The 12,590-nt window shown below is 75.1% G+C and carries 9 protein-coding genes; 6 read left to right on the top strand and 3 right to left on the bottom strand.

Annotated features, from left to right (window positions below; translation table 11 throughout):
* Positions 1-96 precede the first annotated feature (96 nt).
* Positions 97-1,059: an alpha/beta fold hydrolase gene (locus tag ACY34I_RS23690; protein WP_462757250.1), complete on the bottom strand. Its 963-nt coding sequence runs from the start codon at positions 1,057-1,059 to the stop codon at positions 97-99.
* Between the two features lie 149 nt (positions 1,060-1,208).
* Here ACY34I_RS23690 and ACY34I_RS23685 point away from each other — a divergent pair, with 149 nt between their 5' ends.
* Positions 1,209-1,838, top strand: a complete 630-nt coding sequence (locus tag ACY34I_RS23685) for a carbonic anhydrase (RefSeq protein ID WP_462757249.1) — start codon at positions 1,209-1,211, stop codon at positions 1,836-1,838.
* Between the two features lie 136 nt (positions 1,839-1,974).
* Here ACY34I_RS23685 and ACY34I_RS23680 read toward each other — a convergent pair whose 3' ends face one another.
* Positions 1,975-2,304: a hypothetical protein gene (locus ACY34I_RS23680; protein WP_462757248.1), complete on the bottom strand. Its 330-nt coding sequence runs from the start codon at positions 2,302-2,304 to the stop codon at positions 1,975-1,977.
* Between the two features lie 323 nt (positions 2,305-2,627).
* Between ACY34I_RS23680 and ACY34I_RS23675 the strand changes: the two genes are divergently transcribed.
* From ACY34I_RS23675 to ACY34I_RS23660, 4 genes are all read left to right on the top strand, one after another.
* A complete protein-coding gene (locus tag ACY34I_RS23675) occupies positions 2,628-3,119 on the top strand; it encodes a DUF3145 domain-containing protein (RefSeq protein ID WP_357434870.1) in 492 nt (163 codons plus the stop codon).
* Between the two features lie 47 nt (positions 3,120-3,166).
* Positions 3,167-4,888 (top strand): glycoside hydrolase family 3 protein, encoded by a 1,722-nt coding sequence (locus tag ACY34I_RS23670; protein WP_462757247.1) that lies wholly within the window; start codon positions 3,167-3,169, stop codon positions 4,886-4,888.
* A gap of 80 nt (positions 4,889-4,968) precedes the next feature.
* Complete coding sequence (locus tag ACY34I_RS23665) at positions 4,969-5,955, top strand: glycosyltransferase family 2 protein (protein WP_462757246.1); 987 nt, start codon at positions 4,969-4,971, stop codon at positions 5,953-5,955.
* Complete coding sequence (locus ACY34I_RS23660; RefSeq protein WP_462757245.1) at positions 5,952-8,231, top strand: hypothetical protein; 2,280 nt, start codon at positions 5,952-5,954, stop codon at positions 8,229-8,231. The genes ACY34I_RS23665 and ACY34I_RS23660 overlap by 4 nt, the downstream gene beginning before the upstream one ends.
* Positions 8,232-8,286: 55 nt before the next feature.
* Here the strand turns inward: ACY34I_RS23660 and ACY34I_RS23655 are convergent, their stop codons facing one another.
* Complete coding sequence (locus ACY34I_RS23655; protein ID WP_462757244.1) at positions 8,287-10,974, bottom strand: sugar-binding protein; 2,688 nt, start codon at positions 10,972-10,974, stop codon at positions 8,287-8,289.
* A gap of 416 nt (positions 10,975-11,390) precedes the next feature.
* On the opposite strand from ACY34I_RS23655, the gene ACY34I_RS23650 reads away from it, so the two are divergent.
* Positions 11,391-12,554, top strand: coding sequence for an ROK family protein (locus ACY34I_RS23650; RefSeq protein WP_462757243.1), 1,164 nt, complete (start codon positions 11,391-11,393; stop codon positions 12,552-12,554).
* Positions 12,555-12,590 lie beyond the last annotated feature (36 nt).

Genomic DNA, 12,590 nt, shown 5'->3' with positions numbered 1-12,590 from the left:
GGGTACGGGCCGCCGTCCCGGCCGTTGTCGCGGCCATGCCGGTGCCCGGCACCCGGGCGTCCCGGTTGCCCGTTATCCGGGCGTTCCCACCCCTGGTCAGGCCGCTTCCAGGGCGAGCCCGGCGCCACCGGGCGGCACCGGCCGGGCGGCCGGGGGCACCGGCCGGGCCAGCGCCTGGTGCAGCACCGCCGCGAGGGCCGCGTTCACCGCGTCGGGGCGTTCCAGCATCAGCATGTGACCGCCGCCGGGGCACACCGTCAGCTCGGTGGTGGGCAGCGCGGCGGCGATGGACTCGGCGCACGGCGGCGGGGTGAGCCGGTCCCGGTCCCCGACCAGCGCGGCGGCCGGCACCCGGCCGAGCGCGGCCAGGGTGTCCAGCCGGTGCTGGGCGCCGATCGAGGCGCGGAAGCCGCCGATCGAGCGGAGCGAGGCGTGTGCCACCGCCGAGGTGACCAGCCGGATGTCGGCCGGGTCGCAGCGGTCGCCGAAGAGCATCCAGCGGATGCTCGGGCGCAACGCGCGGAGCAGGGCGTGCGGCGGACGCCACGAGCCGCAGCGGGCGAGCACTCCGGCCCCGGTGGTCTCGGCGAGCCGGATCAACCGGGCGATCCGGGGCGAGAGCCCGTAGCCGGTGTGGGTGTGCCCCTCGGCGGTGGTCGACACGAAGACCAGTCCGGCGGTCCGGGCGGCGAAGTGCGCGGGGTGGCGGTGGGCGTACTCCATCACCGTCATCCCGCCCATCGAGTGCCCGACCAGGACGACCTTCCCGTGCGGGACGGTCTCGTCGAGCACCGCGGCCAGGTCGTCGCCGAGCTGGGCCAGGGTGGCCGTGCGCAGCGTCATGCAGCTCGACCGGCCGTGCCCGCGGGCGTCGTAGGTGACCACCCGGACCCGGTCGCCGAACCGCGCCCGCAGTTCGCCGAGCTGCCGATGCCAGCTGCGCCCGTCCAGCGTCCAGCCGTGCAGCAGGACCGCGGTGACCTCCGCGTCGACCGGCCCGGTCGCCGTCACGTGCAGCCGTACGCCGTCGGACAGCCGTACCTCCAGGTGCCCCGGCATGTCCACCTCCCCGGGCCGACCGATGTCTTCGCACCGGCGTAACCCGGCGGTAACAACCGGCTACCCGCCATGACAGCACGCCAACCGCGCCGCGGAGAAGATTCCCGTCCACCCCGCGCACGATCGGATCAGCGACCAGGCTGGAAGGCATGCTGCCGCCCAGCCCGACACCGGCCGCCGGAGCGGCCCGGACGCCGCGTACCGCCCTGGCCGAGCTGCTGGCCGGTAACCGCCGGTTCGTCAGCGGGCAGCCGTTGCACGGCCACGACGTCACCGCCGCGGCGGCCGTCGCCTCCGGCGACCAGCAGCCCTACGCGGTGGTGCTGGGGTGCATCGACTCGCGGGTGCCGTTGGAGGCGATCTTCGACCAGACCTTCGGCTCGATCTGTGTGATCCGCACCGGGGCACATGTGCTGGACCACGCGGTGCGCGGCTCCATCGAGTACGTGGTGGGGCAGCTCGACGTGCCGCTGGTGATGGTGCTCGGGCACGAGCGGTGCGGGGCGGTCGGCTCGGCGGTGGAGGCGCTGCGCGCCGGCGAGCGGCCGGGCGGCTCGCTGGCGTACCTGGTGGACCAGATCGCCCCGGCGGTCCTGGAAGTCGGCGCGGACGACCCGTCCGCCCACCCGCTGGCCGTGCGCCGGCACGTCCGGCGCACGGTGGCCACGCTGCGCGCCGACGACCTGCTGGCCGGCCCGGTCGCGGCCGGGCGGGTCGCGGTGGTCGGCGCCCTCTACGACCTGGCCACCGGCGACGTCGCCCTGCTGCCCGAGGAGTAAGGAACGGCCCCTGGCTGACCCGCCAGCCGTGGCCCGCCCGCGCCGGGCCAGCCGCCGGCCCGCACCAGGGCCCGGAGACGACGAACCGCCCGCCGGGTGGTCCGGCGGGCGGTTCGTGGTGTCGCGGTTGCGGGACTCAGCCCTCGAAGACACCGGCCTCGACGAGACGCTTCTCGGTCTTGTCCCAGCCGTGCTCCGGGTGGGCGGCCGCGAGGCTGTTGATCTCGGCGCGGACCTTGGCGGCGTGGCCGGCGGCGGCCAGCGTCCGGATCTCCTCGACGAAGGCCTCGGAGTCGGTGCGCAGGTGCGCGGTCTTGCCGTTGGTCAGGTTGCGCACGTAGGCGTGCTTGCCGCCGTTGAGCGGGATGAGGTACTTGAACTCGCCCAGCACGCTGAGGGCGCCACCCTGGCCAGCCTGGCCGGCCCGGACTGAGGCGCGCGCGGTCTTAGAGGTGTTGCTCGCCACGGAGGTACTCCTTGCAGACGTACGGGAGGACTGAAACGTCCGGGGGCTGTTGCGGGTGATGCCCGGTTGAGCCTCGGCCCGCGAAGATGTGCGGCGGCACAGAACCGCCCAGAGAACTGTACACGACCTCGATGCCTGGCTGGTCATCGCGCCGTCAGGAGGGTCAACCGGGTCAGCCGCCCGGGTATTTCCGCCAACCCGGGCCGGCGAATTTTCCGATTCGCTGGCGCACCATCCGTCACACCGGTCATCATGTGTTACGGACACCACTCGGGTGAACGAGGTCGTAGGGGAAGACGCACCTCGCTCTCCGGGAGGTCACCGTGCCAACGCGTGGCGTCGTATACGTCCACTCGACCCCGCTCGCCGTGTGCTCGCACGTCGAGTGGGCGATCGCGCGCGTCCTCGCCGCGCCGGTCAACCTGCAGTGGACGGCCCAGCCCGTCGATCCCGGCGCCCGGCGCGCCGAGTGCGGGTGGACCGGTAGCCCGGGGACGGGCGCCGAGCTGGCTGCTGCCCTCCGGCAGTGGCCCATGATCCGTTTCGAGGTGACCGAGGAACCGAGCCCGGGCGTCGACGGCGAGCGCTTCATGTACGTCCCGGGGCGGGGCCTGTTCCGGGCCACCGTGGGGGCGGCCGGTGACATCCAGCTCGGCGAGGACCGGCTGCGCAGCATCATGGCGTCCGCCCGGGCCCCGGAGGCGCTCGCGCACGCCCTCGACAAGGCGCTCGGCACCGCCTGGGACGCCGAGCTGGAGCCGTACCGGTACGCGGGTGACGGCGCGCCGGTGACCCTGCTCACCCGGGTCGGCTGACAAAGGTCAAGTTGCCCCGGTACGCGGGGAACTGGTGGAATGGGTGGATGTCGGCCACCCCTCGACGTGCCCTCGTCGCGCTCGCCGCACTGACGGCGCTGCTCGTCTCCGGCTGCGCGAACCAGCCGGGGGGTCAGCGGGCCACCGGGCCGGCGAGCCCGTCCCCGTCGGCCGCGTCACCGAGCCCGTCCGCCGCCGACGGCCCGGCGGCCCGGGCGGCGGCGCTGGTCGCCACGCTCGGTGACGAGGACCTGGTCGGCCAGGTGCTGATGCCGTACGCGTACGGCAGCTCCGCCACCAAGGTCTCGCCCGGGTCGGCCGCCGGCAACCGGGCCCTGGCCGGGGTCGACACCCCGGCCGAGATGGTGGCGAAGTACCGGCTGGGCGGGGTGATCCTGGTCGGCTTCAGCGCCGACGACCCCACCTCCGGCAACCAGGCCACCACCAACGTCGACAACCCGAAGCAGGTCCGGGAGCTGACCACCGGACTGCGGGCGGCCGCCGCGAAGCTCCTCGCCGGCCCGGCCCCCTTCCTGATCGGCACCGACCAGGAGTACGGCGTGGTCACCCGGATCACCGACGGGGTGACCCTGCTGCCCAGCCCGATGGCGGCCGGTGCGGCCGGGAAACCGGCGCTGACCGAGGCCGCCTGGCGGGCCGCCGGCGCCGAGCTGGCCGCCATGGGGATCAACATGGACTTCGCCCCGGTCGCCGACGTGCTCGCCACCCGGAGCGCGGTGATCGGCTCCCGCTCCTTCGGGGCGGACCCGAAGAACGCCTCCGACCAGGTGGCCGGCGCGGTCCGGGGGCTGCAGGCCGCCGGCGTGGCCGCCACCGTGAAGCACTTTCCCGGCCACGGGCTGAGCGCCGACGACTCGCACAAGGATCTCCCGGTCATCACCCAGTCCCGCGCCGAGCTGGACCGCACCGCGTTCCCGCCGTTCCGGGCCGGCATCGACGCCGGCGCGATGGCGGTGATGTCCGCCCACCTCGACGTGCAGTCGGTCGACCCCGGCACCCCCGCCACCTTCTCCCGCAAGCTCCTCACCGACGTGCTCCGCGGCCAGTTCGGCTTCCAGGGCGTGCTGGTCACCGACGGGATGAACATGCCGCCGGCCAAGCGGTGGTCGCCGGGGGAGGCCGCGGTCCGGGCGCTCAACGCCGGCAACGACCTCATCCTGATGGCCCCGAACGTGGGCCAGGCGTACGACGGGCTGCTGGCCGCGTTGCGCGACGGCACGCTGCCCCGGGCCCGCCTGGTCGAGGCGGCCACCCGGGTGCTGACCATGAAGTTCAAGCTGGCCGACCAGCCGGCCCCGGGCATGTCGACGCTGGCCAGCGCCGAGCACCGCAAGGCCGCCACCGACCTGGCCGCCGCGGCGGTTACCCTGCTGCGCGGCCGGTGCGGCGCCGCGGTGCCCGGCCCGATCACGGTCACCGCCTCCGCCGGGCGGGACCGCACCCGCGCCGCGCTGACCGAGGCGCTCACCGCCGCCGGGGTCCGGGTGGTGCCGCGCGGCGGCACCGTGGTGCACCTCGTCGGATACGGCGACGGCACCGGCGACCTGCGCGCCGACGCGGCGGTGACGGTCGCGATGGACACCCCGTACGTGCTCGCCGGCGCGAAGTCGCCGACGTTGCTGGCGACCTACTCGTCCAGCAAGGCGTCGCTGACCGCGTTGGCCGGAGTGCTCGCCGGCAAGGCCCGCCCGACCGGCCGGTCCCCGGTGCCGGTGACCGGGCTGCCCGCCACCGCCTGCGACACCTGACCGGCGGGGCCCTGAACCGGCCGATCGCGACCAGCCCGGCTGGTAGCGTTCGGGCCGTCCGCCGCAGGAACGGAGGGGCCGTGACCGCACCGCAGCCGGCGCTCTCCGTGGTGGTGCCGATGTTCAACGAGGCGGCCGTCCTGCCACTACTCGCCGAGCGGCTGCGCGGCGTGCTGGACCGGCTCGGCGAGACGTACGAGGTGGTGGCCGTCGACGACGGCAGCACCGACGGCACCGCGGCGGGGCTGGCGGCGCTGCGGACGGCCTGGCCCGAGCTGCGGGTGCTGCGGCTCCGCCGCAACAGCGGCCACCAGGCCGCCCTGACCGCCGGGCTGCTCCGCGCCCGGGGCGGGTACGTGGTCAGCATCGACGCCGACCTCCAGGATCCGCCCGAGGTGATCGTCGAGATGCTCCGCCGGGCCCGCGCCGACCGACTGGACGTGGTCTACGGCGTGCGGGCCGACCGGAGCCGGGACTCCCGGTTCAAGCGGTGGACCGCGGGCGGCTACTACCGCCTGGTCCGGCGCCTGGTCGGCGAGCAGGTGCCCGCCCAGGCCGGGGACTTCCGATTGCTCAGCCGGGCCGTCGTCGAGGCGTTGCGGGAGCTGCCGGAGCGCGCTCCGGTGCTGCGGCTGGTGGTGCCCTGGCTCGGCTTCCCCAGCGGTGAGGTCGCCTACGAGCGCCAGCAACGCGCCGCCGGGCGGACCAGGTACCCGCTGTCCCGGATGGCCGGGTTGGCCGTGGAGAGCGTCACCAGCTTCTCCGCCGCCCCGCTGCGGGTGGCCACCTGGCTGGGGCTGGTCGGCGTCGCGGTCTGCGGCGTGCTGGTGGTGGTCGCCGTGCTGGCCTGGTCCGCCGGCGCGACGGTCACCGGCTGGCCCTCGCTCTACGTGGCGGTCCTCTTCCTCGGCGCGGTGCAGCTGCTCTGCCTCGGCCTGCTCGGCGAGTACGTGGCCCGGATCTACACGGCGGTGCAGGGCCGCCCGGCGTATGCGGTGGCCAGCGACAGCGCCGCCGGTGAGCCGGCCCGCCCGGACGCCGCCGAGCTGGCCGACAGCCTGCGGTGACCGCCCTCGCCGGCGGGGACGTCGCCCCGTCGACCGTGGCGCCGCGCCACCGTCCGGCCGCGCTGCGCTACGCCCCGGCGGTGGCCGGGTACGCGTTCGTCGCCGCCGTGCTGCTCGTGGCCGGCACGCCGGTCGTGGCGATCGCCCGCTGGACCGGGTACGCGCTGCTGGCCGTGCTGCTCCCCGGCACGCTGGTGTTCCGCGCGCTGCGCCGCCGGCCGCACACCCTGGTCGAGGACCTGGCCCTGGGCGCGGCCGTCGGGCTGGTGCTGGAGCTGGTCGCCTGGGCGGCGTGCACCGCCCTCGGCGTGCCCGGCTGGCTGCGGCTGTGGCCGATCGCCGTGCTGGTGCCGTTCGCCGCGGTGCCCCGGCTGCGCCGCCACTGGCGGGTCCGCTACGACACCGCCGCGCCGGCCGGCTGGGCCTGGTCGCTGGCCGGGGTGATGGCCGGCTTCACCCTCTACCTGTACGGCTCGTTCCTCGCCGTCAACCCGGTGCTGCCCCGCGACGAGGGGCAGGCCCAGTACCTGGACCTGGCGTACCAGCTCTCCCTGGCCGGGGCGGCCACCCACCAGGTGCCGCCGGACCTGCCGCAGGTCGCCGGGGAACCGCTGCACTACCACTGGTTCGGCTTCGCTCACCTGGCCGCGACCAGCCTGGTCAGTGGCGTCGACCTGCCGACGATCTTCTTCCGGCTCGGGGTACCCGCGCTCTGCGCGCTCGCCGCCGTGCTGGTCGCCGTCGTCGGCTGGCGGATCACCGGCCGGCCGTACGCCGGGGTGGTGGCCGCCGCGCTGCTGTTCACCGTGGGGGAGTTCGGTTTCGAGAACGGCTGGCGGCAGCTCTTCGGCAGCCAGGCCACCTTCATCGTCTGGGGCAGCCCGTCGATGACGTACAGCTGGGTGCTGCTGCTGCCGCTGATCGCCGCGCTCGGCGAGCTGGTCGGCCGGGCCCGCGGGGTGCGCGTACCGGCGTTCGGCCGGGGTGCCTGGGTGCTGGTGGTGCTCTTCCTGGCCGCGTCGACCGGCGCGAAGGCCAGCTCGCTGCCCGTGGTGCTGGCCGCGCTCGCGTTCACCGCCGCGGTGGCGTTGCTGGTCCGCCGCCGGTTGCCCCGGGCCGTGCTGGTCGCCGCCGGGCTGGCCGTGGCCGCGCAACTGTTCGCCACCGCCGTGCTGTTCGCGTTCGAGAGCCACGGAGTGACCCTCGACCCGTTCTCCGGGCTGCGCACCTACGTGCCGGCCGGCGGTCCGGCGGCGCTCACCGCGCTGGTCTGGGCGGCCGTGGCGGTGGCGTTCCTGCTCAACCTCCAGCTCCGGCTGGCCGGCATCCTGGCCCTGCTGCGGCACCGCCGGTGGCGGCTGGAGCCGGTGCAGGTGTTCCTGCTCGGCGGCGCGCTCGCCGGCCCGGCGATCTACCTGCTCGTCGGCCACCCGGGCAGCAGCAACCAGTACTTCACCCGCACCGGGTTCGCGTTCGGGGTGCTGCTGTCCGGGTGGGGCTGGGTCGAGGTGGCCGACCGGGCCGCCCTCTCCGCCCGGGGCCGGCGGCTGCTCGGCGTTGCGGCGGCCGGGTTCGCGGTGCTGCTCACCGCGGTCCAGCTCGGCTCCGCGATCAGCACGCCCGCCGCCCCGGCGTACGCCCCGGTGTTGCCGCTGCTCTGCTGGGCCGGCGCGCTGGCCGCCGTGGCGGTGGTAGTGGCCCTGTACTGGCCGGCGCTGTGCGGGCGCTGGCCCGGGCTGGCCGGCCGGGGCGGGTTGCTGCTGCTCACCGCGGTGCTGGCCGCCGGGGCGCCGGGCCTGGTGCTGGACGCCGCGGCGGCCCGGAAGTACCCGAACGGCGGGGCGTACGCCGTGGTGGCGATGCCCGCCTCCCGGGTCGAGGCGGCCCGCTGGGTCCGTGCGCACAGCGACCCGGACGACGTGCTCGCCACCAACGTGCACTGCCGGGCCGTGGTGGACGACTGGTGCGACGCCCGCTCGTTCTGGCTCAGCGGCTACGCGGAGCGATCGGTGCTGCTGGAGGGCTGGGCGTTCGCGCCCCGGGTGGTGGGCCGACCGGAGGGCCCGTACGCGCCGTTCTGGGACGCCGCCCGGCAGCGCGCCAACGACGAGGCCTTCACCGCGCCCACCGCCGCCGGGCTGGCCGCCCTGCGCGACCGGTACGGCGTGCGCTGGCTGGTGGTCGACCGTGCGGTCGCCCCGGAGGCCCCGGAGCTGCGGAGCCTGGCCGACCTGCGGTTCACGAACTCCCGGATGGCCGTCTACCGCCTGCGGTGACGGGCAGGGGCCCTTGTCGACAGACGTCCGTCGACAAGGGCCCTTCCGTGCGGCGTCAGCCGAGCGGGACCGCCCGGGCGAGCGCCCCGCCGTCCGCCTCGAAGGCCGCGAGCAGCGACGTCGGCGTACCGGCGGTCACCGGCACCACCACGGTCACCGGCGAGCCGGCGGTCAGGCTCACCGTGCGATCGCCGGTGGACCGGTCACCGTCCCAGCCGTACAGGTACGCGGTGCCGGCCCGGTCCGCCGAGACGGTGACCGAGACGCCGTCGGCGACCGCGCCGGTGTCGGTGAGCCGCAGCGCACCCGCCGGGAGGAGCGGCACGGCCGCCGGGGCGACCCCGTCCGTCGCCGACTGGGCGATGGTCTGCGGGCTGTGCACGCTGCGCGCGGCGGTGTCCGGGAACACCGGGGCGCTGGGCTGCCGGGCCGCCGGCGTGTACCCGGGCAGGGTGACCAGGCCGTACCGGTACGGGTCGGCCCGGACCCCGGTGAAGGTGGACCAGCCCAGCCGGGACTGGGAGGTCAGGTCCTGGGTGTCCGAGTCGTAGACCAGGACGTTGAAGCCCATCCGGGCCGGGTCGACGGCGTCCGGCAGCACCGCGAACGGGATGCTCGCCTCGATGGTGTAGCCGGCGTACGGCGCGCTGACCTTGCTGACCACGGTCATCCCCGGCGCGGTGGTCGCGCCCGGCCCCTGCCGGTTGTCGGCGTCCCGCTGCCAGCAGGGCGGATCGCCGTTGGCCGGGTCGTCGGTGACCGGGAAGATGCCGGCCTTGAAGGCGGTGGAGGTGTCCGCCGAGTTCCCCTTCGGGTCGACGATGATCTCCACGCTGTCGGTGCGGCGCTGCCGCTTGCAGTCCTGCGGCACCACCTTGCGGCCCAGCACGTCGTCGGTGACCTTGACGAAGACCTTCAGGGCGTCCTCCGTCCAGGCGATCCGGCCGGTCGCCGACGCGTCCTGCGGCGTGGTGGCCTCACCCTCCCAGATCCGGGACAGGTCCAGCTCCGGGCCGGGGTACTCGCCGGGAGCGGCCACCCCGTCCACCTCGTGCCCGGCCCCGGCGTGCGGCACCTCGCTGGTCGGGACGATCTCCAGGGCGCCGGTCTCGACGGTGCTGCCGGCGGCGCTGGTGGTGGTGATGGTGATCCCGTAGTCGCCGTCGGTGCCGCCCTCGTTGGCGGTGGGCAGGCTGGCGTCGGTGTTGGTGACGGTGAAGCTCACCGCGCCGGTCGCGCCGGGCGCCAGTTCGGGGTAGCTCTTGGTGACCGCGTCGGCGGTGAACCCCGCCGGCAGACCGAGGGTGACCTCGCCGCGCTGCGCGACCTGGCCGTGGTTACGCAGATCCACCCGGACCGCCCGGCTCTGCCCGGAACCGAGGGAGAGCACCGGCTTGATCAGCGTGTCGAGCTGCGGGTAGCCGCTCTCGCCGGCCCAGTCCCGGAAGATCCCCACCTCGGGCAGCGGCTCCAGGGTGCCCCGCACGTCGGCGACCACCCGCACGGCCCGGTCGGTACGGCCGTCGCCCTGCCCGGTGGTCAGGGCCGCGCCGATGAGCCGCTGCTGGTTGGTGTCGGCGGCGGCCGGGACGGTGACCGTGAAGGTGGCGGTCCGATCCCCGCCCGCCGGCACCGCGGCCAGCGTGCCGGAGCCGGTGGCGGTCCAGCCCTCGGGCAGCCGCAGGGCGATCCGTGGCCGGGTCAGCGCCCGGTCGCGGGGCGCCCGTACGTGTGCGGTCACCTCGACGCTCTCGCCGGGGGCCAGGTCGAACCGGTCCGTGGTCAGGTAGAGCTCGGTGCCCCGGGGCAGCCCGCCGGGCGCGGCCGGCAGCACCGAGCCGCGCAGGATCGCCTCGGGGGAGGTGTCCGCGGGGTCGTACGGAACCCGGCTGTCGACCAGGGTGTAGAAGTCGCAGCGGATCTTCGCCGGATCGGTCGGGGCGGCGGTGGTGCCCGCCCAGCCCTGGGTGGCGTAGTCGCGGCGGGCGTCCACCTCGATCTCCGCCCAGGTCTTCCCGGTGCTGCTCGGGGTGCCCTCCCAGACGCCGAAGACCTGGTCGGTCGGCACGGTCGGGACGAAGCTCGACGCGCACGCCGGGCCGGCGGACGAGGTGCCGGTGCCCCCGGTACGCAGGAACTTCGCCGGCCGGAACGGCTTCAGGCCCTCCCTGGTGAGCTGCTCCGGGAAGGCGTTCGGGTCGGCGGCGGCGTGGAACGCCTCCGCGGCGAACCGGGCCGCCTGCTGGTGGTTGCCGTGGTTGCCCGGCGTCGGCGACGGGTTCATCGTCATGATGATCTCCGGCCGGGTCTGCCGGATCACCCGCACGATCTGCGCGAGGGTGTCGTCATGCCCCCAGATCCGCTCGGAGAGCGGAGCTGAGGCGGTGTACCAGAAGTCGACCCGGTCCAGGTTGTAGAGGTTCTCCACCCCGGCCCGGCCGATCGCGGTGCGCTCCTCGCGCTCGCGGATGATGCCGAGCGGGGGGCCCTCCTCGAGGCCGACCGCGTTGCCGCCGCCCTCGCCCCGGGTGATGGTCACGACACCGGCCTTCGCGCCGTACCGCTCCTTCCACTGGCCCAGGGTGGCGAGGCTGCCGGCCTCGTCGTCCGGGTGGGCGCTGACGAAGAGCACGTCGAGGTCGACGGCGGGTGGGGCGGACACGGGTGCGGCGAGGGCCACGCCCGGGACCCCGGAGAGGGCCAGGGCGAGTGCCGTGGGTAGCAGGAACGCCTTGAGTCGCATGCGGATCCTTCCGACTGGGCGGTCCGGGCAGCGGCCATCGACGTCGGGCGCGACGGCGTCGACGTGGTGGTCGCTTTCGGACGGTGGGTGGTGGGCGGCGGGACGGGGGGCGCGCCGGTGGGCGCCCCGGGCCGCCGGGTACGCAGCGGTACGGGGTTCCGTACACACTGGAAGGCCTTCGCCCGGTGACGCTAGGGACCGGCGCGGCGGGCCGTCAATGCTGTGCAAGATCTTTCTTAATTTGCGGAAGAAAGTAACTGCCCGTCATGTGCGCTCTTGATCTTGCCGTTCGGGCAGGGAGCGCCGTCCCCCGTGGCCCGGTTCGTCGACATTTCCGCTGCTCATCACGGTCGCGTCGGCTGGTCGAGACCCATTTGTTACTTGACTCGATAATTCGTTCGCCGTAGGAAGGAAGTGTGACTGACGTGGTGACGCCACCGACGAGCCCGGTGAGCCGGGAGCGGTCGAAGGAGATCAAGCGGCTCTCCGTGATCTCCGCCGCCCGCCAGGTGCGGGTGCTCTCCCGCGCCGAGCTGACCGAGCTCACCGGGTTGAGTCCGGCCACGCTCACCCCGCTGGTCCGCGACCTGATCGCCGAGGGTTACCTGATCGAGCGCGGACCCGGCGCGTCCCGGGCCGGACGGCCGCGGGCCATGCTGGAGTTCAACCCCCGCGCCGAGCTGGTCGCCGCGGTCTCGCTGGAGCCGTCCCGGATCAGCTGCGAGATCGCCGACAGCGACGGCGGCGTGGTGGCGCACCGGACCGTCCGGCTCACCGGCGACATCGTCGACCTGATCTGCACGGCCGTGCCCGACCTGGCCGGCGACGGCCTGCCCGCGTTGCGCGGGGTGGCGATCGCCGCCCCCGGCGTCTCCTCCGGGGGCGCCGTCCGGCTCGCCCCCTCGGTCGGCCTGGTCGAGGGGCGGCCGATAGGGGAATCGGTGCGGCAGCGGCTCGGGGTGCCGGTGGTGGTGGACAACGACGTGAACCTGATGGCCGCCGGCGAGCACGCGGCCGGCGCCGGCACGGACGTGGCCGACCTGCTCCTGCTGCACGTGGCCGACGGCATCGGCGCCGGCCTGGTGCTGGACGGGCAGGTCCGCCGGGGCTCCGGCGGGGCGGCCGGCGAGGTGGGCTTCCTGCCCCTCGACCCGGCCGACCAGGGGCACGACGGGATCGGCCCGTTCGAGGCCCGCTGGTCGGAGAGCGCCATCGCCGAGAAGGTGGTGTCCCTGGCCCCGGGCCGCCGCCCCGGGTCGCCGGTGCGGGCGCTGGTGGACCTGGCCGCCGCCGACGACCGGGCCGCCGCGTACCTGGACGAGGTGCTGGCCGCCTGGTCCCGCCTCATCGTCTCCTGCGCCTGCGTCGTCGACCCCGGCCGGGTCCTGCTCAGCGGGGCCGCCGCCGAACTGGACGACGCCGCGGTCGACCGGCTCCAGGCCCTGGTGTCGGCCGCCGCGCCCAGCCCCACCGAGGTCCGCAGGGCGGTCCTCGGCGACCGCGCCGTGCTGCACGGCGCGGTCAGCTACGCCCTCTCCGCCGCCGCCGCGGGCCTGTCCACCCTGCTGCCCGCCCCCTAGACCTTTCCCTTCAGAACAACGCAGTTCCCCCACATC

Source organism: Micromonospora sp. RTBAU3-60 (assembly GCF_054963695.1).
This window is presented reverse-complemented; position numbering and strand designations above follow the sequence as displayed.

What these genes read in the sequence shown, in the direction of transcription:
- ACY34I_RS23690 (WP_462757250.1), bottom strand. Translation starts at nt 1,059, where the DNA reads ATGCCGGGGCACCTGGAGGTACGGCTGTCCGACGGCGTACGGCTGCAC.
- ACY34I_RS23685 (WP_462757249.1), top strand. Translation starts at nt 1,209, where the DNA reads ATGCTGCCGCCCAGCCCGACACCGGCCGCCGGAGCGGCCCGGACGCCG.
- ACY34I_RS23670 (WP_462757247.1), top strand. Translation starts at nt 3,167, where the DNA reads ATGTCGGCCACCCCTCGACGTGCCCTCGTCGCGCTCGCCGCACTGACG.
- ACY34I_RS23655 (WP_462757244.1), bottom strand. Translation starts at nt 10,974, where the DNA reads ATGCGACTCAAGGCGTTCCTGCTACCCACGGCACTCGCCCTGGCCCTC.